The organism is Pseudomonas sp. NFACC43, from assembly GCF_900119645.1.
Classification (GTDB): domain Bacteria; phylum Pseudomonadota; class Gammaproteobacteria; order Pseudomonadales; family Pseudomonadaceae; genus Aquipseudomonas.
The window spans coordinates 214,234-240,339 of the sequence record NZ_FPKK01000006.1; the positions used below are offsets into that span (position 1 = coordinate 214,234).

Consider the following 26,106-nt stretch of genomic DNA (forward strand, 5'->3'; position numbering starts at 1 on the left):
CCTGGGCGATAGCGGGCTACTATACCCGGCCTATTCTGATTGTTTGTGTCGGATATCCGATTACCGCTGGAGAAGTTTTATGACCTTGTTGCCCTGGCACGAGATCGATACGGTTCTGCTGGACATGGACGGCACGCTGCTGGACCTGCATTACGACAATCATTTCTGGATGGAGCACCTGCCCCAGCGCTACGCCGAACTGCATGGCGTGAGCCGGGCCATGGCCGAAATGGAGCTGCAACCGCTGTTCGAACGCAACGCCGGACAATTGCAATGGTATTGCCTGGACTTCTGGACCGCCGAACTGAAGCTGCCGGTGCGCGAATTGAAGCTGGAGACCGCACACCTGATCGCCTTGCGACCCGACGCCGATACCTTCCTGGCGGCGATCCAGCGAGCCGGAAAGCGGGTGGTGATGATTACCAACGCTCACCGGGACTCGTTGTCCCTGAAACTGGAACGTATCGAGCTTGAGCCTTATTTCGAGCGTTTGATCAGCTCCCATGACTACGGTTTCCCGAAAGAAAATCCACAGTTCTGGGACGCACTGCAAGCCGACCTGAACTTCGATCCGGCCCGCAGCCTGTTTATCGACGACACCCTGCCGGTACTACGCAGCGCAAGGGATTTCGGCGTGGCGCACTTACTGGCCGTCAGGGAGCCGGACAGCCGCAAAGGCCCCAAGGACACGGGGGAGTTCGAGGCGCTGGAGGATTACCGGGACGTGCTTGTGGGTCTATGACGTCCGTGAAGCGAGGGGACCTGTCCCCTCGCCATGGGCGGTACTATTGCGGGATGCGCAACGTCTGCCCCGGATAGATCTTGTCCGGGTGCTTGAGCATCGGTTTATTGGCTTCGAAGATCTTGTTGTACTGGTTCGCATCGCCATACTCTCGCTTGGCGATGGCGCTGAGGGTGTCGCCTTTCTTCACCGTCACGAACCGCGCAGGCTGCTCCACGGGGCCGGTCACGGTGATCCGGTCTTCGACACTGCCGACATCTTCGATGTTGCCTACCGCCAACAGGATCTTTTCCTTTGCTTCCTGACTTTCGACTTCGCCGGTCACGATGACCCTGTCGCCTTCGATGGTCGCCTGGACGTTCGGATTACCCAACCCGACATTTTCGATGTGCGCTCTCAACTGCTCGCTGGCGTTGGCGTTGCCGGGGGTCAGCAGATCGATCAGTTTTGTGCCTGCTTCCTTTACAAAGTTGAAGATGCTCATGGTGCACGCTCCCTGGGTTTTTGTGTCCAATCGCAAAAAACTGGGCTCTTTGAAATAGGTAAAGGCCAGGCAAGGCGAAACGGGGCGAGGAAGCGGAGCGGACTGGAGTACATGAGCATTCCGATCGGACTCGCGCACGAGCCTCGTTTCAACGCGCCATGGCCGATTGCAGACCTATTTGGGACAGCCTAGTCCAAGCCAGGCGAACCGGGCTGCGGATCGACCAATGACCCGGCCTTGCGCAGGCGCTAGAATCGGGTCTTCCTGCGCCCCGGAGCGAAGATGGACATCAAGCAGCTGAAATTTCTCATTGCACTGGACGAAACCCGCCACTTCGGCCAGGCCGCCGCACGCTGTCACATCACCCAACCGACCTTGTCGATGCGCTTGCGCAGCCTTGAAGAGGAACTGGGCCTGCCACTGGTCAATCGAGGCCAGCGTTTCGAAGGCTTCACCGCACCGGGGGAACGGGTGCTGGCCTGGGCCCGCACGGTGCTGGCGGCCTATGATGGCCTGCAGGCCGAAGCGGCGGCCTGTCGTGGCAACCTGGTGGGCACCCTGCGCCTGGGCATCGTTCCGTTGTCGGACTTCGACCCGCTGTCGATGATGCAGCGCTTGCATACCGAGCATCCCAACCTGCGCTTCGAGCTGTCCTCACTGAGCTCCGAGCAGATCATCGAACAACTGGCCAATAACCGCATCGACCTGGGGATCTCCTACCTGGAACGCCTGGACAACGAGCGCTTCGAGTCCCTGAGTTTCACGCCGACCCGCATGGGCCTGTTGTACGACCAGCGTTTCTTCTACTTTGGTGAACAACCGCTGAGTTGGCAGGCGTTGATCGAACTGCCCCTGGGGATGCTCACCAGCGGCATGCATTTTCGCCAGTCCATCGACCACAGTTTCCACAGTCGAGGGCTGACGCCCAAGCCGCTGTTGCAGACCGATGCGGTGTATCAATTGTTACAAGCTGTGCACGGCGGGCTGTGCTGTGCGGTGATGCCATTGAACAGCGGCATGGACATACTGACCGAAGATTTACGCATGCAGCCCATCGAAGAGGCGCAAACCCTGGTACCGCTTGGCCTGATCATGCGCCGTGGCGCGCCTCGCTCGGCGCTGGCGGAGGCGTGTTTCGCCCTCTATCAGAAATCAGCGGCCATATCTTGATCGACGTCATCTATTGATAGATTGGTAATAGCGATTAGACGTGGCAGATTGCCGCATTTAGTCTAGCCACTATCCAAACCGTCGGTGATGCCATGAAAGCCAAGCCTCCGGTCTGCCCGGTGCCTGCGGTGGAAACACCCGCGGCCACTGCCAGCCAGAGTTACCGCTACTGCAACCTGGACCACTCCGAATCGGACAGCACAGCGCTGGCCGAGGAAGTGGCGCTGGCGATTGCCTATAACGGCATCAGCCAGGCCGTGATGCTGGTCACGCCCACCGACCTCGAGGATTTCATCGTCGGCTTCAGCCTTGGCAGCGGCATCATCGAAGACCCATCGGACATCTATGACCTGCAGCTGACCGGCGCGGGCTCCGCGCAGTACGCCCAGGTAACCATCGCCAATCGTGCCTTCTGGAACCTCAAGCAACAGCGCCGGCAACTGGCCGGTACCAGTGGCTGCGGGCTATGCGGGGTGGAAGCCGTGGAACAGGCGCTGCCGGATCTCAAGGTACTGCCTGGCGCGCCGCTGCCGCCGGCGCAATGGCTCGATGGCCTGCGCCAGCGCATCGGCCAGTTCCAGCCCCTGGGACAGCACTGCGGCGCGGTACACGCGGCGCTGTTCATGAATGACCAGGGTGAATTGCTGCTGGGCCGTGAAGACATCGGCCGCCACAATGCCCTGGACAAGCTGATCGGCGCATTGATCCGGCAACGGATCCCGGTAGCCGGTGGCCTGGCGATCGTGACCAGTCGCTGCAGCCTCGAACTGATCCAGAAGGTGCTGCGCGCCGGTATCCAGACCCTGGTCAGCCTGTCGTCGCCCACCGGGCTCGCCGTGCAATGGGCCCGACAACACAACCTCAATCTTATCCACCTGCCACAGAAAAGTGCGCCTCGGGTCTACAGCCCTGCGATGGAGAAACAAGCGTGAGCAATCATCAACAAGCCGACCAGAAACCCGTACCACGCTACAAGCCCTACAAGGGCCCGGCCGGTGGTTGGGGCGCGCTGATCAGCGTCGCTCAAGCCTGGCTGACCAGCGACAACGCGCTGAAGAACATCCGCATGATGCTCAAGACCAACCAGAACGGTGGTTTCGATTGCCCGGGCTGTGCCTGGGGCGACTCGCCGGAAAGCGGCGTGGTCAAGTTCTGCGAAAACGGCGCCAAGGCCGTGAACTGGGAGGCCACCAAGCGCCGTGTCGACGCGGCCTTCTTCGCCAGGCACAGCGTGACCTCGTTGCTGGAGCAGAGCGACTACTGGCTTGAATACCAGGGCCGGCTGACCGAGCCGATGAGCTATGACGCCCAGACCGATCGCTACAAGCCCATCAGTTGGGAAGCGGCGTTTGCCTTGATCGGCAAGCACCTGCAAGGCCTGTCCAGCCCGGACCAGGCCGAGTTCTACACCTCGGGGCGGGCCAGCAACGAAGCGGCCTATCTGTACCAGTTGTTCGTCCGTGCCTATGGCACCAACAACTTCCCCGACTGCTCGAACATGTGCCACGAGGCCAGCGGCGTAGCGCTGTCCCAGAGTGTCGGCGTGGGCAAGGGCACCGTGACCTTCGACGACTTCGAGCACGCCGACGCTATTTTCGTCTGGGGACAGAACCCCGGCACCAACCACCCGCGGATGCTGGAGCCGCTGCGCGAAGCGGTGAAGCGCGGCGCCCAGGTAGTGTGCATCAACCCGCTCAAGGAGCGCGGCCTGGAGCGCTTCCAGCATCCCCAGCATCCGCTCGAAATGCTGACCAATGGCGACAAGCCGACCAACACCGCCTATTTCCGGCCAGCCCTGGGCGGTGACATGGCGATTGTGCGGGGCATGGCGAAGTTCCTGCTGCAATGGGAACGCGAAGCACAGAACACCGGCGCCCCCGCGGTGTTCGACCACGGATTCCTCAACGAGCACAGCACCAACGTGCTGGAGTATCTGGCCGTGGTCGACGATACGCCATGGGAACAGATCGTCGAGCAATCTGGCCTGACCCTGGCCGAGATCGAACAGGCGGCACGCATGTACGCCAAGGGCAAGAATGTGATCATGTGCTGGGCCATGGGCATCACCCAGCATCGCCACTCGGTGGCCACCATCCAGGAAATCGCCAACCTGATGCTGCTGCGCGGCAACATCGGCCGGCCGGGCGCAGGCCTGTGCCCGGTTCGCGGCCACAGTAACGTCCAGGGCGACCGGACCATGGGCATCAACGAGCGCCCACCGGTGGCCTTCCTCGATTCGCTGGAACGGCGCTTCCAATTCAAGGTTCCGCGGGAGAACGGTCACAACGTCGTCGAGGCGATCCACGCCATGGCCGCCGGCCGGGCGAAGGTATTCATCGGCCTGGGGGGCAACTTCGCCCAGGCCACGCCGGACAGCCACCGCACTTTCCAGGCCCTGAGCAATTGCGACCTGACGGTGCAGATCAGCACCAAGCTCAATCGCAGCCATCTGGCCCATGGCAAGCAAGCACTGATATTGCCCTGCCTGGGCCGTACCGACATCGATCGGCAAGCCGAAGGCCCGCAAGCGGTGACCGTGGAAGATTCGTTCAGCATGGTCCATGCGTCCATGGGACAATTGGAACCGCTGTCGACCCAGATGCGCTCCGAACCCTGGATCATCGCCGGCATGGCCGCCGCCACGCTGGGCAACCGTCCGGTGGACTGGAGCTGGCTGGTGGCCGACTACAGCCGCATCCGCAACCTGATTGCCGACACCATCCCAGGCTTCAAGGATTTCAACGAGAAGCTGCGCAACCCCGGCGGTTTCTACCTGGGCAACAGTGCCGGGGCGCGTCGCTGGAATACCCCTTCGGGCCGCGCCAACTTCAAGCCCAACCGCCTGCCGACCGACCTGGTGCATGAACGCACCCGTGCCACCGGCCGGCTGCCGGATTTGATCCTGCAATCCATGCGCTCCCACGACCAGTACAACACCACCATCTACGGCCTCAACGACCGCTATCGTGGCGTGAAAGGTCAGCGCGACGTGTTGTTCGTCAACGAGGCCGATATCATCCGCCTGGGCTTCAAGCCCGGACAGAAGGCCGATATCGTTTCGCTCTGGGATGACGGCCATGAGCGACGGGTCAAGGGCTTTACCCTGCTGGCGTTCGATATCCCCGCTGGACAGGCCGCAGCCTATTACCCCGAAGTGAACCCGTTGGTGCCATTGGAAAGCACTGGCGATGGCAGCCACACGCCAACATCGAAATTCGTCGCGATCCGCCTGGAAGCGGCAAGCGAGGACAGCCTGATCCTGGCCAAGTCGGCCTGAGCACAAAACCCGGGCACAAAAAAGGCCGCTTTACGTGTAAAGCGGCCTGTCCGAAGTAGCTAAAGACCGGCGAAAAATGCTTAAGTTCCGCCCAAAAAACAATAAGTTAGAGAATTGTGCACAAGTCGTGCTACTCGTCGGATTTCGATTGTAACCAAGCGAAGCCAGCCTCAGGATCGCGCCGTCATCCCTTTGAGGCTCCTCTATGAAGTTCTCCTCCATTCTCTTGTTGTCCCTTGGCCTGGTCAGTGGCATCGCCTCCGCTGGTGGTACTACCGAAGCAGGCGTGGGCGGCGCATTGGGCGGGGTATTGGGTTCGGTTGTCGGCCAATCCCTGGGCGGCAGCACTGGCTCGACCATTGGCGCGGCCATTGGCGGCGCAGGTGGCAGTGCGGTCGGTGCGGACAGACACAGCCGTGGCGAAGCAGCCATCGGCGGTGCGTTGGGCGCCGCCGGCGGTAACGTGGTCGGTCGCAACCTGGGCGGCACCACCGGCAGCCTGATCGGCGCAGCCGCGGGTGGTGGTGCCGGCGGCGCGCTGGGCAACTACATGGGCAAGGACGATGACGACGACCGTCATTATGACGGTCGCCGTGGTGACCGCCGCTACTACCGTGACGGCCACCCGGGTCGCGGTCATGCCTATGGGCATCGCAAGAAGCATCATCGCTACTACCGCGACTAACGGCTGACAGACTCCAGCCGTTGAAGATCGCAGCCTCCGCCCGCCGGAGGCTGCGATCTTTCGTTTCAGGCCACCAAACGTTCCAACGCCGTACGCAGCCGCCCTGGAATCGTCACCGGCAGGTTCGACGCCCGGTCCACGAACACGTGTACGAAGCGTCCCGCAGCACAAGCCTCTTCCTCCCCCGCCTTGAACACAGCCAGCTCGTATTGCACCGAGCTGTTGCCCAGCTTGCCGACTCGCAGGCCGACTTCGATCCGGTCGGGAAAGGCGATGGATGCAAAGTAATCGCAGGCCGAACTCACCACGAACCCCACCACTTCCCCGGTGTGGATATCCAGGCCGCCGACCTCGATCAGATAGGTGTTCACCGCCGTGTCGAAAAAACTGTAGTAGGTGACGTTGTTGACGTGACCGTACACATCGTTGTCATGCCAGCGCGTGGTGATGGGATGCAGGTGCGGGTATTCGCTACGTTGGGGCATCGGTTGTCCTTTGCGGTGGTCCAGTGATCGTCGCGCGATGCGGTTACCGCTGCGCAAACCCCTTGTGCTGGGCGGCAAGCTCCCCGATCAGGCGCGCGGGCTGCCAATGATCCCCCTGCTTCGTCTCGAGTTCGAGCAGGCGCGCGTGAATATCCTCGAGCCCTTGCTCATCCGCCCAGGCCATCGGCCCACCCTTTTGCGCTGGAAAACCATAACCGTTGAGATACACCAGGTCGATATCGTGGGCCGACTCGGCGATGCCCTCCTGCAGGATCTTCGCGCCTTCGTTGACCAGCGCCAGGAGACAACGCTCGAGAATCTCCTCGGTGCCGATCTGGCGACGCTGGAAACCCAGCTCTTCGCTGACCCGCTGCACCAGCGCATCCACTTCCACGTCATGCTCGGCCTGCCGGCTACCCGGCTCGTAGTGATAGTAACCGTTGCCGCTTTTCTGCCCGAACCGCCCCAGCTCGCACAATCGGTTATCCACCTGCACCTCGGGCGCGTCCTGGCCTTTGCCCGCCAGCTCCCGGGCGCGCCACTCCAGGTCGATCCCCACCACGTCGTACATGCGGAACGGCCCCATGGCGAAGCCGAAGCCCTGTAGCGCCGCATCGACCTGATGAGGGAACGCCCCCTCCAGCAGCATCTTGCGGGCCTCCAGCACATACGGGTGCAGCATGCGGTTGCCGATGAACCCATGGCAGTTGCCGGAGATCACACTGACCTTGCCCATGCGCTTGCCCAGGGCCAGGGCCGCGTCCAGGACCGCCCTGGAGGTCTGGGCGCCCCGTACGATCTCCAGCAGTTTCATGATGTGCGCCGGGCTGAAGAAGTGCAGGCCCAGCACCTGGGTGGGCCGCTGAGTGGCGGCCGCGATGGCGTCGATGTCCAGCGCCGAGGTGTTGCTTGCCAGGATGGCCTCGGGCTTGAGCAACGCATCCAGGTCTCGAAAGATCTTCTGCTTGAGTTCGAGGTTTTCGTAGACGGCTTCGATCACCAGGTCCACCTCACGAATCGCCGCATAGTCATCGGCCCGTGTCACCCGGGCGACCCGCGCATCGGCCTCAGCCTGTTCGAGACGTCCCTGGCGTACGTTATGGGCGTAGGTCTCGGCCACCGCAGCCAGCGCCTGCTCAAGCATCTGCGGGTTATTGTCGACCCACTGTACCGCCACGCCGGCATTGGCCAGGCACATCACGATGCCACGGCCCATGGTACCTGCACCCACTACGGCGGCGCGCTGAATATCGAAGGGTGTCTGGTTCATGTCTGTTCTCTTGTCAGCGATCCAAAGACAGCCTCCACCTTAGTCAGGCATTGAATCTTTTTGAAATTTATTCGTGTGATGGCGGGCATTCAGCGGATGGATGCGGCTTGCCGGGCACTCTGCACAAACGCGCCGGAGATCGCCACGAAGAGATACAAATCCGGGCACTCTGATGCCTCGTTCCCACGAGACCAGCACGTTAAGGTGCCTTTTCACTTCATGCATGCGCCAGGCAGGAAGCCCGGCGCCCACGACACTTTTTCAAGGAACGAACCATTGTCACCCTTATCGCTCACCTTACGTGCCCTGTTCGTGATGTCAGTCCTGTCGCTGACGGGCTGCCTGACCGTCGCTGAACACACCGACACCGATCCGGGCGTTTTCGAAACAGCGGAATATCATGCCCAGCGAGGCTTGGCGGCGGTCAAGGCTTCCGCCCTCTACGCCCGGGGCGGTACTGGCAAGGATACGGTCGTTGCCTTGATCGACTCGGGGCTCGACACCCGCCAGAAGGAATTCGAGGGCAGGCTGGCCGACCCCGGGTTCGATCATGTCGAAAACCGTCCCGGCACCCTTGACCGTATCGGTCATGGCACACAGATGGCCGGCATCCTCGCCGCCAACAAGGACGGCCAGGGCATGCACGGCATCGCATTCGACGCCCGCTTGATCCCCTTTCGTTTCGGCGACGACAACGAGCCTTTCTTCTTCGACACGCAAATTGCCCGATCCTGGCAAAGCGGCTTCGACAAAGGCGCTCGCCTGTTCAATAACGCCTGGGCCAACGCCATTCCGGCGACTGAAATCAACGAAGCCCGTTACAACCAGGTCATGCCGGACGCCCTGGCCACCGCTCGAAAGCTGGTGCAGGACGGAGCCGTCTTTGTCTTCCCGACCGGCAACGAACTCAAGCGCCAGCCCCTGGCCGAACCCGGATTGCCGGTGGCATTGCCCGAACTGGAAAAAGGCTGGATCGCGGTGGTTGCACTGAAGAACGACGGCAGTGCCATCAACGGCAAATCCAACTATTGCGGGGTCGCGGCCGCCTGGTGCATTGCCGTGCCCGGCGGCGACGTCGGCGAAGGACGCGGGCTGCTCACGGTGGGCAAGAACGGTCGCTACGTACAAACCGCGGGCACCTCGCCGGCGACCGCGATGGTCAGCGGCGCACTGGCAGCCCTGCACAGCCTGTATCCCCAGCTCAGTGCGCAACAAGTGCGCGACCATCTGCTGGCAACCGCCAACCGCACGGGCGTCTACGCCAACCAGGAAGCTTATGGCAGGGGCTTGATGGACCTCGACGCAGCCTCCCGACGCCCCCCTGAACCGATGGTTGAATGATCGAACTCCATAAGGAGACCACCATGCCGCACACATTGACCCGCCACATCGCTGTCATCACATGCCTGTTCCTGAGCGCATGCACGAAGCTTCCCGAAGAAGTACCAATGCTTGCGACCCTTGAGGCCCCGATCACAATGTCCTGGGCGGCTTCCTCCCGACTGATTTTCTGCGAGGCCCCTGGCTAGCTGACACCTGATACGGTGGACGTTTTTGACAGCATCGTCGGAAGTAGCCTACCGCTTCCGACGGTGGTCCTACGGCGCATGGGTAGGCACGGGATGATTGTCGAAGGGGAATGGGGACGGATCGAAGAAAACCAGGCAAGCGCATCAAACTGGACTTCAGACGGTGGTAAACGCCCTACACATCCCGTCCCTCCAAGCCATATTGCGGTACCTGATCGGGGCTCTCTATAGTCCCCACACGATTCCAAAATCGTACCGAAGAGGCTCAAATGCAAGTATCCAACCCGCCTTGCGAGCGGTACCAGCAGCTCCACAGCACACCGGCCATGGTCATCGACACCGAGGCCAATCTCCAGCAACTCTGCGATGCCGCCGCCCAACGTATCCGGGCATCCAGCGACCTGCTCGAAACCCTGCATTGCCTGTGCTTCAAGCACGCCGATGTGAAGGATATCCCCAGCATCGTTCACGCCCTTTACCTGTTGGTCCAGGACGGCAGCCAAATGCTCGAAGTCGTGCGGCAAAGAGTGCGTTGAGCCGGATAGTCACCAGGTCTCCTCCCCCCCTTGATGAAGCCCCTGCCAGAGTCGATCTTCATCTCCCTGAACCACGGAGCAGCCGTCGAGACATTCACTTCTCCAGGCGCTGGACAAATAGCGGCCATGAAAAAGCCGCCCATGAGGGGCGGCTTTTTCATTCGCAAACCAGGCCTTACAACTGTGGACCGGCAGCCTTGATTGCATCGCTCACTTCGAACTTCTTGAAGTTCTCGATGAACAGGCCAGCCAGCGCCTTGGCAGCTTCGTCGTAGGCGGCCTTGTCGGCCCAGGTATTGCGTGGGTTCAGCAGGCCAGTCTCGACGCCTGGAACGGCCAGCGGCACGTCCAGGTTGATGATGTCCAGGTGCTCGGTTGCGGCACCCACCAGCGCGCCGCTCTGGATCGCTGCGATCACCGCGCGGGTGGTCGGGATGTTGAAGCGCTTGCCGACGCCGTAGCCACCACCGGTCCAGCCGGTGTTGACCAGATAGACCTTGGAACCGAAGCCACGGATACGCTTGATCAGAAGTTCTGCGTATTCGCCGGCCGGACGTGGGAAGAACGGTGCACCGAAGCAGGTGGAAAAGGTCGACTTGATGCCGCTGCCCGACCCCATTTCAGTCGAGCCCACCAGTGCGGTGTAGCCGGACAGGAAGTGGTAGGCCGCTTGCTCTTCGCTGAGGATCGAGACAGGCGGCAGTACGCCGGTCAGGTCGCAGGTCAGGAAGATCACGGCGTTAGGCTCACCGCCGAGGTTTTTCGCCGAACGCTTCTCGACATGCTCCAGCGGGTAGGCTGCGCGGCTGTTCTGGGTAAGGCTGCCGTCGGCGTAGTCAGCCTTCTTGGCCTCATCCAACACAACGTTTTCCAGCACGGCGCCGTGCTTGATGGCTTTCCAGATTACCGGCTCGTTCTTCTCCGACAGGTCGATGCACTTGGCATAGCAACCGCCTTCGATGTTGAACACCACGCCTTCGCCCCAACCGTGCTCGTCGTCACCGATCAGGTAACGGCTTTCATCGGCGGACAGAGTGGTCTTGCCGGTGCCGGACAGGCCGAAGAACAGGGTCACGTCACCCTCTTCGCCGATGTTGGCGGCGCAGTGCATTGGCAGCACGTCAGCGGCCGGCAGCAGGAAGTTCTGCACCGAGAACATGGCTTTTTTCATTTCACCGGCGTAGCGCATGCCGGCGATCAGGACTTTCTTCTGCGCGAAATTGAGAATGACGCAACCGTCGGAGTTGGTGCCATCACGCTCGGGCACGCATTCGAAGTTGGCGACGTTGAGGATCTGCCATTCCTGGCGACCAGCGGGGTTGTACTGGGCCGGGTTGATGAACAGGCAACGACCGAACAGGTTCTGCCAGGCAGTCTGGGTGGTCATCTTCACCGCCAGGTAGTGCTCGTCGGACGCGCCTACATGAACGTGGGAGACAAAATGCTCTTGAGCGTTGTTGAACGCTTCGACGCGAGCCCACAGGGCATCGAACTTGTCGGCAGGGAATTTGCGGTTGATCGGGCCCCAGGCGATGGCGTCCTGGGTGCTCGGCTCTTCTACGATGAAACGGTCGGCTGGCGAGCGACCGGTACGATGACCGGTACGGACAACCAGCGCGCCAGTATCGGCAAGCTCGCCTTCACCGCGATTCAGGGCTTCTTTGACCAGATCATCGACACTCAGATCGGTGTACACGGTGTTATTGGCTTGCGTCATGAGATTCCCCATCGGCCCGTGGCCGAGTGCTCCAAACGTTTTGTAGTAGGAAGTCGCGCACTACTACCCGAAAAAAGTGCGCCGGATTATGCCAGAAAAGCCCAAAAAAAGTAGGGCCCTCCCGTCAGTACGGCGTAAAACCGTCGTTTGCCAGGAGATTTACCTGAACTGAACCGTTTCAGTGACGAGTATCTGACGGCGACCCGACACCCGCTCCGGCGAACAATTGCGCAACGTCCGCCGCATCGAACAAGTACCGTTCATTACAGAACTGGCAATCGATCTCGACGGCGCCGCCATGCTCGATCACCAGCTGCTGCGCATCTTCCAGACCCAGACTGACCAGCGCATTGCCTGATCGTTCACGGGAGCAACTGCAACGGAAGCGCAACGGCAGGCTGTCGAACAGCCGAACGGCTTCTTCGTGGTAGAGGCGATGCAGGACGGTTTCGTTGTCCAGACCCAGCAGCTCATCGGCAGTCAGGGTATTGGCCAGCGTGGTGAGGTGCTCCCAATTGGCGTCACGCTCCTCCGGGTCACGAATGCGATCGGGGGGCAATTGTTGCAGCAGCAGGCCACGGGCGCGCCGTCCGTCGGCGTACAGCCAGAAACGCGTGTTGGTCTGCTGGGACATGACGAAGTAGTTGGTGAAGCACTCGGCGAGGGTGGCGCCGTCAAGATCGACGATACCCTGGTAGCGCTTGCCTTGGGTCGGGTCGACCGTCAGGGCCAGGACACCGTTGGGCATCAGGTCGGCCAGGGTGGCGTCGGGGGCGATCTGTTCGGCGTGATAGCGGGCCAGTCCACGGATCTCGCGCTCACTGGAGCACTCGATCATCAGCAAAGGCACCGGGCCTTCGGAGCGGGCCTGGAGAATCAGCAAGCCATCGAACTTCAAAGTGCCCACCAACAGTGCCGCGGCCGCCATCAGCTCACCGAGCAATTGCGCGACCGGCTCCGGATAGGCGTGCTTGGCAAGGACTTCGGCGTAACTGCGCTCCAACGCCACCAGGTCGCCTCGGGCGTCGCTGTCATCGAAGATGAAACGTTGGGTGCAATCGTTATCCGGTAAATCAGTCATGAGATCTGGTATCTGAGGTGATGGCAAAGGAATGGGCGGCATTTTATGGCCATTCCGGGTGGCTTCCAAGCAAAGCGCCGGACGGTATGCACAGCATCCACCCGATAATCCGCTGCCGACCTCTTCTATTCGCTATTGCTTCCCCGGAACTTGAACAGATCCCGGCGCTGCTTCTTGCTCGGCTTGCCATCGGTACTGACGCCCAGGGCACCGGCCTTGCGCTGCGCGGCGGCGGCCTCGCGCCTGGCGATGCTGGCTTCGGTTTCACGATACAACGCCTGCGCTTCAGGTGCTCCACGCCGCACGATCGACAAGGCCTCGACCACCACGGTCTTTTCATCGAACCCGGTGCGAATGACGTATTCGTCGCCGATGCGTGGCTCCTTGCCGGGCTTGCAGCGCTCGCCCCGGTGATGAACCTTGCCACTTTCGATCGCAGCCTTGGCCAAGGCACGGGTCTTGTAGAATCGCGCCGCCCACAACCATTTATCGAGACGGACCTTGTCGTCCTCTTCCTGTTTTTGTGCCACTGCAATTCCTCTCTCTACCGATAGTCAGAACTGTACTACCGTTTTTGTCGAGCGCACGAATCCGGCCTGACAGATAGAATGCGCGCCACGCCGGTTTGCCGGCGAAAGTTACAAGCGCAAACAGGTGCGTAGATATCTGTCGCCATTTTGTGATTATCCTGTGCGATACCGCGACTCGCGGACTCCCACGATCCGACGTACTGATCAGGTTGTTTTTATTGAAGACATTTGACCATTTGACCGTTGTCGGTCTTCGCGAGTGGGTGGCGCTCCCAGACCTGGGGGTGGCGGGCCTGCGGGCAAAAATCGACACCGGCGCCAGCACCTCCAGCCTGCACGCCACCGATATCGAGCCCTTCGAGCGCGACGGCGAGAAGTGGGTGCGTTTCACCGCGCACCTGGGCACGGTGGTGCAACTGCGCCATCGCCGCTGCGAAGCCCCGCTGGTGGCGCGCAAGACCATCAAGAGTTCCAACGGCCACGCTCAGGTGCGCTACGTGATCAGCACTACGCTGGCGTTGGGTGACCGGATCTGGCGGGTCGAATTCACCCTCGCCTGTCGTAAATCCATGCGATATCGCCTGCTGCTGGGTTCCAAGGCCTTGGTCGACGGCCAGTTGGTCGTCAACCCGGGCATCAAATACGTTCAAGACAAGCCGGTATTCCCGGTGTCCACTACCTCTGCCACAGGTGTTGCATGAAGATCGCTGTGCTGTCGCGAAATCCGCGTCTGTATTCCACTCGTCGCCTGGTTGAAGCCGGGACCGAGCGTGGCCATGAAATGGTGGTGATCGACACCCTGCGCGCCTATATGAACATCGCCAGCCACAAGCCGCAGATCCATTACCGGGGCCAACCGCTGGAAGGGTTCGATGCGGTGATCCCGCGCATTGGCGCATCGGTCACGTTCTATGGCTGCGCGGTGTTGCGACAATTCGAAATGATGGGCGTCTTCCCCCTCAACGAGTCCGTGGCCATCGCCCGCGCCCGGGACAAACTGCGCTCGCTGCAGCTGTTGTCGCGACGTGGCATCGGCCTGCCGGTGACCGGCTTTGCACACTCCCCCGACGATATTCCCGACCTCATCGCCATGGTCAACGGCGCACCGCTGGTGATCAAGGTGCTGGAGGGTACCCAGGGCATCGGCGTGGTCCTGTGTGAAACCGCGACCGCGGCCGAATCGGTAATCGAGGCGTTCATGGGCCTGAAGCAGAACATCATGGTGCAGGAGTACATCAAGGAAGCCGGGGGCGCGGACATTCGCTGCTTCGTGGTCGGCGACAAGGTCATCGCCTCGATGAAGCGTCAGGCCCGCCCCGGTGAATTCCGCTCCAACCTGCATCGGGGCGGCAGCGCCAGCCTGATCAAGATCACTCCGGAAGAACGCATGACCGCCCTGCGCGCGGCGAAAGTCATGGGCCTGGCCGTGGCAGGCGTGGACATCCTGCGCTCCAATCACGGGCCGCTGGTGATGGAGGTCAACTCCTCGCCCGGGCTGGAAGGCATCGAAACCACCACAGGCAAGAACGTGGCGGGAATCATCATCGAGCATCTGGAAAAGAATGGCGGGCCGAACATGACCCGGACAAAGGGCAAGGGCTGAAGGGCCGCTGCAAGCTGCAAGCGTACACCGCTTCCAACTTGCAGCTTGAAACTCGCGGCTTGTGGCTGTCTCTACACTGCATCCCTGGGCAGCATCAAGCCCAACGGCAACCGCACCCGCGCTTCCAGCCCGCCACCGACGCGATTGCGCAGCTCGACGTTGCCGCCGTGCATCGAGGCGATACGCTTGACGATGGCCAGGCCCAGGCCCGTGCCCTTCCCGCCTCGGGCGCGGTCGCCACGGGTGAAGGGGTTGAAGATGGCTTCCAGCTCCGACGGATCGATGCCCGCGCCACGGTCCATGACACTCAGCACGACATACGGCGCGCTGGTGTCACCGGACACATAGGCCGCCACTTCGACACCGGTGCCGGCATGGTTCAAGGCGTTACCGATCAGGTTGTTCAACAGACGCTTCATCGATACCCGGCGTAGCGGGAACGGCTGGATCGGTTCCAGCCGCAGATGCACTTTTTCATCGTTCTGGTTGTAGGGCGCGACCACTTCCCGGACCAGTTCGCTGAGGTCCACTTCCTCCACGGACTCGTCACGGCCATCGCGAATGAATGCCAGGAACTGGTCGAGGATCGCGTCCATGTCCTCGATGTCACGGACCATTTCGTTGGTCAGGTCGGTATGTTCGCCCATCAGCTCCAGCGACAGGCGCAGCCGGGTCAGTGGCGTGCGCAGGTCGTGGGAAACACCGGCGAGCATCAGTTCGCGCTCGCGTCCGGCCTGCTCGACATCTTCGGCCATCTGGTTGAAGGCACGGTAGACCTCGGTCATTTCGCTGGGCGTGTCACTGATGGGCAGGCGCACGCTACGCCCCTGGCCCAGTTGGCGAGCCGCGTAGACCAGCCGCTTCAACGGCTGGTTGAGCTGGCTGACGAAGATCCACGCCGACGCCGTCGACAACAGGCCGATGGCGAGGAACCAGCCAAGCACGTTCCAGATCTTCTGCCCCCGTAGCGGATGAGGGTACAGCGGGACCTTAAGCCAGCCGTCCCCCAGGCTCGGCGCACGCACCCAGAGCGCCGGAGGCGAATGCATGCGCAGTCGAACCTCGGTATCGGCACCCAGTTCGGCCTGCATCTGCCGCTGATAGATCTCGCTGTAGGGCCAGTGCTGCTCCCCCTCCGGCACACCGGCCCCCACCACCCGGATCAACGTCGCCGCCTCGGCGATCTTGGCCCGGTTGGTTTCGTCGGCGGCCCAGTAGGCCCGCAGGGTCAGGGCAACGCCGTGGCTGTATTGCCGATCCACCAGCACGTCTTCGTTCATCAGCAGGTAGACCAGCGTCAGCGCCTTGGAAAAAAGCACGACGATCAGCACCAGCCAGAGGGTGCGGGAGAAGAAACTCTGGGGGAACCAAACGGGGGTTTTCATGGATAACCGCTACACACTTGCAGGAGCGAGGGATGCTCGCACACTGAGGGACTGCGAGTCGCCTGGAAGAAGCCTTCAACCAGCCAACCCGCTCCTACAAATCGCCGATCACTTGCTGGCGGCACCATCCGGTACGAAGACATAACCCACGCCCCAGACGGTCTGGATATAACGCGGCTTGGAAGGATCGGGTTCGATCATCCGGCGCAGGCGGGAAATCTGCACGTCGATGGAACGCTCCAGCGCATCCCACTCACGGCCACGGGCCAGGTTCATCAGCTTGTCGCGTGTCAGCGGCTGGCGTGCGTTCATGACCAGGGCCTTGAGCACCGCGAACTCGCCGGTGGTGAGCATGTGGATTTCATTGCCGCGCTTGAGCTCGCGGGTGGCCAGGGACAGTTCATAGTCACCGAAGGTCACGCTCTCGTCTTCGCTGCCCGGGGCGCCGGGTACCGGGGCCGACTGGCGACGCAGGACCGCCTTGACCCGTGCCATCAGCTCGTCCGGGTTGAACGGCTTGGCCAGGTAGTCGTCGGCCCCCAGCTCCAGGCCCTTGATACGGCTCAGCTCGTCACCCTTGGCGGTGAGCATGATGATCGGGATCTGGTTGTTGGCGCCACGCAGGCGACGACAGGCAGTCAGGCCGTCCTCGCCAGGGAGCATCAGGTCGAGGACCACCAGGTTGAAGACCTCGCGGGCCAGCAGCCGGTCCATCTGTTCGGTGTTCGGTACGGTACGGGCGCGGTAGCCCTTGCTGACGAAAAAACGCTCCAGCAGGCTGCTCAGCCCAGGATCGTCGTCAACGATCAGAATTTTTTCGCCTTCAGCAGTTTGTGCAGTGCTGCTCATAGGAAGCTCCTTTGATCTCGGCGCGCATTATGGCCTAGCTGCCGTTATACGCACCGTGTGCATTGTTAGCAGATTTTTCCTCTATCTCCACAATTACGGGTATCGAGCCTACAGACCGCGACGCCCCCGAAAGACGGAACGCTGGTTATAATGCGCGGCCTTTTGTGCCAGCAAATGTCGGATCGTATTCCCGGCATGATTTCCCAGGCCAGGCAGCACTTTTTGAATTTCGCGGGTCAACAGACAGCCTTTTGACCCAGGCAGCGGCGCATGCCAGGCCGCTCAACCAGTCTCGCCGAGCCCTGTCTACGCGGTGGCGGGCCTGATTTCACAATTTGTCAGGTGGTTTTATGGACAGCATCAACAGCCGCATCGCCGAGGAGCTCGGCGTACGCCCACAACAGGTCGAAGCGGCCGTCGCGCTACTCGATGAAGGCTCCACGGTGCCTTTTATCGCCCGTTACCGGAAAGAGGTGACCGGCAGCCTCGATGACACTCAATTGCGTCATCTGGAAGAACGCCTGCGTTATCTGCGCGAACTCGACGAACGGCGCGTCAGCATCCTGGCCAGCATCCAGGAACAGGGCAAGCTGACCCCGGCACTGGAGCGCGATATCAAGCTGGCCGACACCAAGACCCGTCTCGAAGACTTGTACCTGCCCTACAAGCAAAAACGCCGCACCAAGGGCCAGATCGCCCTGGAAGCCGGCCTTGGCGAACTGGCCGACGGCCTTTTCAACGACCCGACCCTGACCCCGGAAACCGAGGCCGCGCGCTTCGTCGATGCCGAAAAAGGCGTGGCCGACGTAAAGGCCGCGCTGGAAGGTGCCAAGTACATCCTCATGGAGCGCTTCGCCGAAGACGCCAACCTGCTGGAAAAACTGCGCAACTTCCTTAAACAGGAAGCGATCCTCAGTGCACGTGTCATTGCCGGCAAGGAAGAGGAAGGCGCGAAGTTCCGCGATTACTTCGAACACGACGAACCGCTCAAGAGCGTACCGTCCCACCGGGCCCTGGCGATCTTCCGCGGCCGCAACGAAGGCATCCTCAGCTCCGCGCTGAAAGTCGGCGATGAGTTGCCCGGAACGATGCACCCTTGCGAAGGCATGATCGGCCAGCAGTTCGGCATCCAGAACCAGAACCGCGCCGCCGACAAGTGGCTCGCCGAAGTGGTGCGCTGGACGTGGAAGGTCAAGCTCTACACCCATCTGGAAACCGACCTGCTGGGCGAACTGCGCGACAACGCCGAGACCGAGGCGATCAACGTATTCGCCCACAACCTGCATGACCTGCTGCTGGCTGCGCCGGCCGGTCCTCGCGCCACCCTGGGCCTGGACCCGGGCCTGCGCACCGGTTGCAAGGTGGCGGTGGTGGACTCCACCGGCAAGCTGCTGGACCACGCCACGGTCTACCCTCACGTGCCACACAACAAGTGGGACCAGACCCTCGCGGTGCTCGCCGCCCTGTGCGCCAAGCACTCCGTGGACCTGATCGCCATCGGCAATGGCACCGCCAGCCGGGAGACCGACAAGCTGGCCGCCGAGCTGATCAAGAAGTATCCCGCCATGAAGCTGACCAAGGTCATGGTCTCCGAAGCCGGCGCTTCCGTTTACTCGGCCTCGGAACTGGCGGCCAAGGAGTTCCCGGACTTGGACGTGTCGATCCGTGGCGCGGTCTCCATTGCCCGCCGTTTGCAGGACCCGCTGGCGGAACTGGTGAAGATCGATCCGAAATCCATCGGTGTCGGCCAATACCAGCACGACGTGTCCCAGTTGAAACTGGCGCGCGGCCTGGATGCCGTGGTGGAAGACTGCGTGAACGCCGTGGGCGTGGACGTGAACACCGCGTCGGTGGCACTGCTGGCGCGTATCTCGGGCCTGAACGCCACGCTGGCGCAGAACATCGTGACCCATCGCGACGAGCATGGCGCCTTCAAGACCCGCGCCGCCTTGAAAAAGGTCCCGCGCCTGGGCGAGAAGACCTTCGAACAGGCCGCTGGCTTCCTGCGCGTCATGAACGGTGACAACCCGCTGGATTCGTCGGCCGTCCACCCCGAGGCCTACCCGCTGGTGCAACGTATCGCCGCCCAGACCGACCGCGACATCCGCTCGCTGATCGGCGACGCCGCGTTCCTGAAGCGCCTGGATCCGAAGAAATTCACCGATGAGACCTTCGGCCTGCCAACCGTGACCGACATTCTCCAGGAACTGGAGAAACCGGGCCGCGACCCGCGTCCCGAGTTCAAGACCGCCGAATTCCAGGAAGGCGTCGAAGACCTCAAGGACCTGCAGCCGGGCATGATTCTCGAAGGCGTGGTCACCAATGTCACCAACTTCGGTGCTTTCGTCGACATCGGCGTGCATCAGGACGGTCTGGTGCATATTTCGGCACTGTCGGAGAAATTCATCAAGGATCCGCGCGAAGCGGTGAAGGCCGGCGACGTGGTGAAGGTGAAAGTCATGGAGGTCGACATTCCGCGCAAACGCGTCGGCCTGTCGATGCGCATGAGCGACACGCCCGGCGAGAAAGTCGACGGTGCCCGGGGAGCCCGTCCCGGCTCGACACCGCGTCAACCGCAGCACTCCGCGCCACGCAAGGAAACCGCCACGGCGGCCCCGGCGAACAATGCCATGGCCTCGCTGTTCGCCAACGCCAAGCAGTTGAAGAAACGCTGATGGACGCGCCGGCCGGGTTGGTGGAGAGCGCATTCTTCAAGTTACTCGGCTGCCGCTTGCAGAGCCTGGGAGACGGGGTGGCGCAAGTCGCCCTGGGCCTTGAGCCGCCGTTGCGCAACCGCGGCGGCAAGCTGCACGGCGGCGCACTGTTCAGCCTGGTGGACATTGCCATGGGCCTGGCCTGCTCCAGTGTCCATGGCTTCGACCAGCAGAGCGCGACCATCGAGTGCAAGATCAATTACATTCGCGCCGTGTCCGACGGCGAGGTGCTGTGCACGGCCCGGGTGATCCATCCCGGCCGACGCACGCTGGTGGTCGAGGCCGACGTGATGCAAGGCGAAAAACTGGTCGCAAAAGCGCAAGGCACGTTCGCTGTCCTATAGCTCCCTGTCATCGATTTGGGTTAATTTCGACGCCATGAAATGCTGTGTCGGGCCTTCCTGTGGAAGCGAGCTTGTCCGCGATAGCGGAGGGTCAGTCAAGATCAACGTTGCTGATCCACCGCCATCGCGCGCAGGCTCGCTCCCACAGTGGGGTTGCGGTGGCTAGCTTTTTGGCACGAAAACCAGGCGATAACGCCAGTTTTGACCTCACCCTTGTAGAGCGCCTTGCCCACCCCCATATTGGGGCGACTGACGCGTGAAGGAATTCAACTTGAGCGACCTCTTAAACCGCCGCCTGGCCCTGCTCGGCGAGCGCGCCAACCTCTCCCTGCTCGAACAGTGCCTGCACGGTATCGAACGTGAATGCCTGCGTGTCACGCGCGACGGGCGCCTGGCGCTGACGCCGCACCCCGATGCCCTGGGTTCGGCACTGACCAATGAACAGATCACCACCGACTATTCCGAGTCGCTGCTGGAGTTCATCACGCCAGCCCTGGCGGACCCGGTCGATACCCTGGACAGCCTCGACAGCATCCACCGGTTCGTCTACAGCAAGCTCGGCGACGAATACCTGTGGAGCCCGTCGATGCCGTGCCCGCTGCCCGCGGAAGAAGAAATCCCGATCGCCTACTACGGCACCTCGAACATCGGCCGGCTGAAATACGTCTACCGCCAGGGCCTGGCCCTGCGCTACGGCAAGACCATGCAGTGCATCGCGGGGATCCATTACAACTTCTCCCTGCCGGAAAAGCTCTGGCCGCTGCTGCGCCAGGCCGAGGCCGCCGAAATGAGTGATCGCGACTTCCAGTCGTCGGCCTATATCGCGCTGATCCGCAATTTCCGCCGCTACAGTTGGCTGCTGATGTACCTGTTCGGCGCTTCGCCGGCCCTGGACGCCGGCTTCCTGCGTGGCCGCCCGCACCAGTTGGAGCAACTGGACCCGGACACCCTGTACCTGCCCTACGCCACCAGCCTGCGCATGAGCGACCTGGGTTACCAGAGCAACGCCCAGGCCGGCCTGACGCCGTGCTACAACGATCTGGCGAGCTACACCGACAGCCTGCGCAAGGCAGTGGCCACACCCTATGCGCCCTATGTCGAGATCGGCACTCACCGTGACGGTGAATGGATCCAGCTCAACACCAACATCCTGCAGATCGAAAACGAGTACTACTCCAACATCCGCCCCAAACGCGTGACCTATACCGGCGAGCGTCCGATCCAGGCGTTGATGGCCCGCGGTATCCAGTACGTGGAAGTGCGCTGCCTGGACATCAACCCGTTCCTGCCCATGGGCATCGATGTCACCGAGTCGCGGTTCCTCGATGCATTCCTGCTGTATTGCGCCCTCAACGACAGCCCGCTGTTCGAAAACAACGAATGCGGCAACGCCACGAGCAACTTCCTGAGGGTCGTCAAGGAAGGCCGCAAGCCAGGCCTGCAACTGCAGCGCCAGGGCCAATCGGTGGACATGCAGGCCTGGGCCCTCGAACTGTTGGAAAAGATCTCGCCGCTGGCCTCGCTCCTCGACCAGAGCCAGGGTGGCGAAGCCCATCGCCAGGCGCTGGATGTGCAACTGGCGAAGGTGCGGGATCCGTCTCTGACACCTTCCGCCCAGATATTGGCGGCCATGGCGCAGAACCAGGAAAGTTTTGCCCAGTTCTCCCTGCGCCAGAGCAAGGCCCACGCCGAGTTCTTCCGCACCGCACCCCTGCCTTCGTCCGAGCAACAGGCGTTCGAAGAGGCTGCCCGCCAGTCCCTGGCCCAGCAAGCCGAGCTGGAGCAGAACGAAGTGGGAGACTTCGATGTATTCGTAGGCTCGTACCAGGCCAGCATCCTGGCGATCAGCAACTGACCCTCCATGCATCATTCCCATGTCCTACATGGGAATGATCTTGTGGCGAGGGGATTTATCCCCGTTGGCTACAAGCAGCCCTCGACGTTCACCTCGGTGTCTCAGTCGGCTCGCATACGACTGAACTGGGGTTGCTTCGCAACTCGGCAGGGATAAATCCCATCGCCACAAAAGCGATAGGCAACGCCCACTTCTTTACCTCTTGTAAATGTTTTCGAAAATAAGCTAGTTCCAAAAAGTTATTTATTTCTTAATTCTTATATCATTTAGTCTCCTCGAACACCGACCGTCCGGCCGCCTGTATGAGGAGCTTTCCCATGGCATTGCGTTTCCCCCGTATTCTTTTCGCGGCCGTCTCCCTGGCCGCCACCAGCCTCTTTGCCCAGGCGGCCGACCTGACCGTCGCCTACCAGACCACCGTCGATCCGGCCAAGGTTGCCCAGGCAGACGGCACCTACGAGAAAGCCACCCAGGCCAGGATCGACTGGCGCAAATTCGACAATGGCGCCGATGTCATTGCCGCCATCGCTTCCGGTGATGTCCAGATCGGCTACCTGGGTTCCAGCCCACTGACGGCGGCGGTGTCCCGCCAGGTACCGGTAGAAACCTTCCTTATCGCCACGCAGATCGGCGCGGCCGAAGCCTTGGTGGTGCGTGATGGCGCCGGCATCAGCACTGCGCAGGATCTGGTCGGCAAGAAGATCGCCGTGCCGTTCGTGTCCACCGGCCATTACAGCCTACTCGCCGCCCTGAAACACTGGAACATCGACCCCTCGAAAGTCACCATCCTGAACCTCGCGCCACCGGCCATCATCGCTGCCTGGAAGCGCGGCGACATCGATGCCACCTACGTCTGGGACCCGGCCCTGGGCGTGGCCAAGGAAAACGGCAAGGTGCTGATCACTTCCGCCGAACTGGCCAGGTTCGGCGCGCCGACCTTCGACGCCTGGATCGTGCGCAAGGACTTCGCCAGGCAGCATCCCGAGATCGTGACCGCCTTCGCCAAGGTCACCCTGGATGCCTACTCCCAGTACCGCAAGGACCCACAAGCCTGGCTGGCCGACACGTCCAACGTCGATAAGCTGGTGAAGCTCTCCGGCGCCAAGGCCAGCGACATCCCGCTCCTGCTGCAAGGCAACGTATTCCCACTGGCGGCCGACCAGGTCGTGAGCCTCGGCGCACCGACTACCCAGGCTATCGCCAAGACCGCCGCGTTCCTCAAGGAGCAAGGCAAGGTGGAGGCTGTGCTGCCGGACTACACGCCCTTCGTCAGCGCCAAATACATTCCTCATTGATCCGCCAGCAAAGGAGTCATCGCGATGGCCTTGCTACAACTGGAGCGCATCAGCGCACAGTACCCCGGCGCGGCGGAACCGGTACTGGCGGACATATCGCTGGACCTGGGACCGCAACAGCTGCTGGTTGCCCTCGGCCCGTCCGGCAGTGGCAAGACGTCACTGCTGAACCTGATCGCCGGTTTCGTCGAGCCCAGCGCCGGGCAGATCACCCTGGACGGCGTGCCGGTCTCGGGGCCGGGAGCCGAACGCGGCGTGGTGTTCCAGGATGACGCCTTGTTGCCCTGGCAAGACGTACTGGCCAACGTCGGGTTCGGCCTGGAACTGGCCGGTGTCGCAAAGGCAGAGCGCGAAGCCCGCGCTCGCGAAATGCTCGCCCTGGTAGACCTGGCCGGTTTCGAACGACGCCGTATCTGGCAACTTTCCGGGGGGCAGAAACAACGCGTCGGCCTGGCCCGCGCGCTGGCGGCCGATCCTCGCCTGCTGCTGATGGACGAACCCTTCGGCGCACTGGATGCCTTTACCCGCGAGCAGATGCAGGAACTGCTACTGCAAGTCTGGCAGCGCGCTGCCAAACCCGTGTTCCTGATTACCCATGACATCGAAGAAGCGGTCTTTCTCGCCACCGACCTGATTCTGCTGGCACCCAACCCCGGGCAGATCGTCGAGCGCCTGAGCCTCGATTTCGGACGGCGCTATGGAGCCGGGGAATCGGCGCGGTCGATCAAGTCCGATCCGCGCTTTATCGAAACCCGGGAGCACGTCCTCGCCAAGGTGTTTTCCCAACGCAGCGCCGTCCGGCCACAGGAGCGCGCATGAGCAGCTATGAAATTCCAGCCGTGATCAGCCGCCCCGCGCCCCAGGCCTCGTCCAGGGGTTCAAGGCCTCGCTTGAGCACGCGATGGATCAGCGGCCTGACCCTGGCAGCGTTGCTGCTGCTCTGGTGGGCGGTCACCGCCAGCGGACTGATCGAGCCTCTGTTTCTGCCACCGCCTTGCGCCGTGCTGCAAAAAGGCTGGCTACTGGTGACCAGCGGCTACATGGACGCCACGCTCTGGCAACACCTGGGGGCAAGCCTTGGGCGGATCGGCCTGGGCCTGCTGTTGGCAGTGCTCACGGCGGTGCCGGTGGGCATCGCCATCGGCACCAGCCGCGCGGCACGCGGCGTACTGGACCCGTTGATCGAGTTCTACCGGCCGATTCCGCCCCTGGCTTACCTGCCATTGATCGTGATCTGGTGCGGCATCGGTGAGCTGTCGAAAGTGCTGTTGATCTACCTGGCGATCTTCGCCCCGATTGCCATCGCCACCGCCACGGGGGTTCGCACCGTCGACCCGGCGAAGATACGCGCAGCGCAGTCCCTGGGCGCTACGCGCACCCAATTGCTCCGCCATGTGATCGTGCCCAGTGCCCTGCCGGACATTCTCACCGGCGTCCGCATCGGCCTGGGCGTGGGCTGGTCCACCCTGGTGGCCGCCGAACTGATCGCCGCCACCAGCGGCCTGGGGTTCATGGTGCAGTCGGCGGCTCAGTTCCTGGTGACCGATGTGGTGGTCCTGGGAATCCTGGTGATCGCGCTGATCGCCTTCACCATGGAGATGAGCCTGCGCGCCCTGCAACGCAAGCTGGTGCCGTGGCACGGCCAGACCCATTGACGCCCATTGACCACGCTGACCATTCGGCGCCCGGAACGAGACCCTGCAATGAATAGCCCGACCATCACCCCTTTGAGCACCGCCCTCGGCGCGCAGATCAGCGGGATCGACATCAGCCAGCCCCTGGGCCCGCAGCACCGCGAGATCATCGGCCAGGCACTGCTGGAGCACCAGGTGCTGTTCTTTCGCGACCAACCGATCGAACCGCCACAACAGGCACGGTTCGCCGCGTATTTCGGCGACCTGCACATCCATCCGATCTACCCCAACGTGCCGACGCAGCCCGAAGTGCTGGTGCTCGACACGGCCGTCACCGATGTTCGCGACAATGCCATCTGGCACACCGACGTGACCTTCCTGCCGACACCCGCCATGGGCGCGGTGCTCAGTGCCAAGCTGCTGCCGCCGTTCGGCGGCGATACGTTATGGGCCAGCGGTATCGCGGCCTACGAAGCCTTGTCGACACCTTTGAAGCGCTTGCTGGAAGGGCTCACGGCGACCCACGATTTCACCCGTTCGTTTCCCCTGGAACGCTTTGGCAACACTGCGCAAGACCTGGCCCGCTGGGAACAGGCACGGCGCAGGAATCCACCGCTGTCGCACCCGGTGATCCGCACTCACCCGGTGAGCGGGCGGCGCTCGTTGTTCGTCAATGAAGGTTTCACCACGCGCATCAACGAACTGTCGGAGACCGAAAGCGAGGTGATCCTGAAACTGTTGTTCGCCCACGCCACACGGCCCGAATTTACCCTTCGCTGGCGCTGGCAGGTCAACGACGTGGCTTTCTGGGACAACCGTGTGACCCAGCATTTCGCTGTGGATGACTACAGTCCGGCCCGGCGTGTGATGCACCGGGCGACGGTGTTGGGGGATGTGCCGTTTTTTCGCTGAACAGCGACG

General features: G+C 62.0%; 24 protein-coding genes. 16 read left to right on the top strand and 8 right to left on the bottom strand.

The window, feature by feature from the left end:
* The first annotated feature begins 79 nt into the window (after positions 1-79).
* Positions 80-742 (top strand): GMP/IMP nucleotidase, encoded by a 663-nt coding sequence (gene yrfG, locus BT179_RS13010; RefSeq protein ID WP_072397743.1) that lies wholly within the window; start codon positions 80-82, stop codon positions 740-742.
* Between the two features lie 43 nt (positions 743-785).
* On the opposite strand, the gene lysM is transcribed toward yrfG, so the two are convergent.
* On the bottom strand, positions 786-1,226 hold the full coding sequence (gene lysM, locus BT179_RS13015; RefSeq protein WP_072397742.1) for a peptidoglycan-binding protein LysM: 441 nt from the start codon (positions 1,224-1,226) through the stop codon (positions 786-788).
* Positions 1,227-1,508: 282 nt separating this feature from the next.
* On the opposite strand from lysM, the gene BT179_RS13020 reads away from it, so the two are divergent.
* The 4 genes from BT179_RS13020 (at position 1,509) to BT179_RS13035 (ending at position 6,358) form a co-directional block, all read left to right on the top strand.
* Entirely contained in the window at positions 1,509-2,396 is an 888-nt protein-coding gene (locus BT179_RS13020) for a LysR family transcriptional regulator (RefSeq protein ID WP_072397741.1), read from the top strand.
* 92 nt (positions 2,397-2,488) lie between these two features.
* Positions 2,489-3,328: a formate dehydrogenase accessory sulfurtransferase FdhD gene (gene fdhD, locus BT179_RS13025; RefSeq protein ID WP_072397740.1), complete on the top strand. Its 840-nt coding sequence runs from the start codon at positions 2,489-2,491 to the stop codon at positions 3,326-3,328.
* On the top strand, positions 3,325-5,673 hold the full coding sequence (locus BT179_RS13030) for an FdhF/YdeP family oxidoreductase (RefSeq protein WP_072397739.1): 2,349 nt from the start codon (positions 3,325-3,327) through the stop codon (positions 5,671-5,673). The genes fdhD and BT179_RS13030 overlap by 4 nt, the downstream gene beginning before the upstream one ends.
* Positions 5,674-5,878: 205 nt before the next feature.
* Positions 5,879-6,358 carry a glycine zipper domain-containing protein gene (locus BT179_RS13035; protein WP_072397738.1) on the top strand — a complete coding sequence of 160 codons (480 nt, stop codon included), beginning with the start codon at positions 5,879-5,881 and terminating at the stop codon, positions 6,356-6,358.
* A 65-nt stretch (positions 6,359-6,423) separates the two neighbouring features.
* Here the strand turns inward: BT179_RS13035 and BT179_RS13040 are convergent, their stop codons facing one another.
* Complete coding sequence (locus BT179_RS13040) at positions 6,424-6,843, bottom strand: acyl-CoA thioesterase (RefSeq protein WP_072431754.1); 420 nt, start codon at positions 6,841-6,843, stop codon at positions 6,424-6,426.
* Between the two features lie 43 nt (positions 6,844-6,886).
* Positions 6,887-8,113: a 3-hydroxyacyl-CoA dehydrogenase gene (locus BT179_RS13045; RefSeq protein ID WP_072431755.1), complete on the bottom strand. Its 1,227-nt coding sequence runs from the start codon at positions 8,111-8,113 to the stop codon at positions 6,887-6,889.
* 315 nt (positions 8,114-8,428) lie between these two features.
* On the opposite strand from BT179_RS13045, the gene BT179_RS13050 reads away from it, so the two are divergent.
* Positions 8,429-9,454, top strand: a complete 1,026-nt coding sequence (locus tag BT179_RS13050; RefSeq protein WP_072431793.1) for a S8 family peptidase — start codon at positions 8,429-8,431, stop codon at positions 9,452-9,454.
* A 457-nt stretch (positions 9,455-9,911) separates the two neighbouring features.
* Positions 9,912-10,178 carry a hypothetical protein gene (locus tag BT179_RS13060; RefSeq protein WP_072397734.1) on the top strand — a complete coding sequence of 89 codons (267 nt, stop codon included), beginning with the start codon at positions 9,912-9,914 and terminating at the stop codon, positions 10,176-10,178.
* A gap of 175 nt (positions 10,179-10,353) precedes the next feature.
* Here the strand turns inward: BT179_RS13060 and BT179_RS13065 are convergent, their stop codons facing one another.
* From BT179_RS13065 to BT179_RS13075, 3 genes are all read right to left on the bottom strand, one after another.
* Entirely contained in the window at positions 10,354-11,895 is a 1,542-nt protein-coding gene (locus BT179_RS13065) for a phosphoenolpyruvate carboxykinase (protein ID WP_072397733.1), read from the bottom strand.
* A gap of 178 nt (positions 11,896-12,073) precedes the next feature.
* Positions 12,074-12,976, bottom strand: a complete 903-nt coding sequence (hslO, locus tag BT179_RS13070; RefSeq protein WP_072397732.1) for an Hsp33 family molecular chaperone HslO — start codon at positions 12,974-12,976, stop codon at positions 12,074-12,076.
* A 125-nt stretch (positions 12,977-13,101) separates the two neighbouring features.
* The gene (locus tag BT179_RS13075) at positions 13,102-13,506 is read right to left on the bottom strand and encodes an RNA-binding S4 domain-containing protein (protein ID WP_072397731.1); all 405 of its coding nucleotides are present in this window, start codon (positions 13,504-13,506) and stop codon (positions 13,102-13,104) included.
* 236 nt (positions 13,507-13,742) lie between these two features.
* On the opposite strand from BT179_RS13075, the gene BT179_RS13080 reads away from it, so the two are divergent.
* Positions 13,743-14,207, top strand: a complete 465-nt coding sequence (locus BT179_RS13080; RefSeq protein WP_172834650.1) for a retropepsin-like aspartic endopeptidase RimB — start codon at positions 13,743-13,745, stop codon at positions 14,205-14,207.
* The gene (gene rimK / locus BT179_RS13085; RefSeq protein ID WP_072397729.1) at positions 14,204-15,109 is read left to right on the top strand and encodes a 30S ribosomal protein S6--L-glutamate ligase; all 906 of its coding nucleotides are present in this window, start codon (positions 14,204-14,206) and stop codon (positions 15,107-15,109) included. The genes BT179_RS13080 and rimK overlap by 4 nt, the downstream gene beginning before the upstream one ends.
* A gap of 71 nt (positions 15,110-15,180) precedes the next feature.
* Here the strand turns inward: rimK and BT179_RS13090 are convergent, their stop codons facing one another.
* Together BT179_RS13090 and ompR are read right to left on the bottom strand one after the other, a co-directional pair.
* Positions 15,181-16,494 (bottom strand): ATP-binding protein, encoded by a 1,314-nt coding sequence (locus tag BT179_RS13090; protein WP_072397728.1) that lies wholly within the window; start codon positions 16,492-16,494, stop codon positions 15,181-15,183.
* 108 nt (positions 16,495-16,602) lie between these two features.
* Positions 16,603-17,343 (bottom strand): osmolarity response regulator transcription factor OmpR, encoded by a 741-nt coding sequence (gene ompR, locus BT179_RS13095; protein ID WP_003186825.1) that lies wholly within the window; start codon positions 17,341-17,343, stop codon positions 16,603-16,605.
* 350 nt (positions 17,344-17,693) lie between these two features.
* On the opposite strand from ompR, the gene BT179_RS13100 reads away from it, so the two are divergent.
* The 7 genes from BT179_RS13100 to tauD all read left to right on the top strand — a co-directional run bounded on the left by BT179_RS13100 (position 17,694) and on the right by tauD (position 26,097).
* Positions 17,694-20,018, top strand: a complete 2,325-nt coding sequence (locus BT179_RS13100; RefSeq protein ID WP_072397727.1) for a Tex family protein — start codon at positions 17,694-17,696, stop codon at positions 20,016-20,018.
* A complete protein-coding gene (locus tag BT179_RS13105; protein WP_072397726.1) occupies positions 20,018-20,401 on the top strand; it encodes a PaaI family thioesterase in 384 nt (127 codons plus the stop codon). Before BT179_RS13100 ends, BT179_RS13105 begins: the two co-directional genes overlap by 1 nt.
* Positions 20,402-20,672: 271 nt before the next feature.
* Complete coding sequence (gene gshA / locus BT179_RS13110) at positions 20,673-22,256, top strand: glutamate--cysteine ligase (protein WP_072431757.1); 1,584 nt, start codon at positions 20,673-20,675, stop codon at positions 22,254-22,256.
* A 317-nt stretch (positions 22,257-22,573) separates the two neighbouring features.
* Entirely contained in the window at positions 22,574-23,551 is a 978-nt protein-coding gene (gene tauA / locus BT179_RS13115) for a taurine ABC transporter substrate-binding protein (protein WP_072397724.1), read from the top strand.
* A gap of 24 nt (positions 23,552-23,575) precedes the next feature.
* Entirely contained in the window at positions 23,576-24,370 is a 795-nt protein-coding gene (gene tauB / locus BT179_RS13120; RefSeq protein WP_072397723.1) for a taurine ABC transporter ATP-binding subunit, read from the top strand.
* Complete coding sequence (tauC, locus tag BT179_RS13125) at positions 24,367-25,206, top strand: taurine ABC transporter permease TauC (RefSeq protein WP_072397722.1); 840 nt, start codon at positions 24,367-24,369, stop codon at positions 25,204-25,206. Before tauB ends, tauC begins: the two co-directional genes overlap by 4 nt.
* 48 nt (positions 25,207-25,254) lie before the next feature.
* A complete protein-coding gene (tauD, locus tag BT179_RS13130) occupies positions 25,255-26,097 on the top strand; it encodes a taurine dioxygenase (RefSeq protein WP_072431758.1) in 843 nt (280 codons plus the stop codon).
* Positions 26,098-26,106 lie beyond the last annotated feature (9 nt).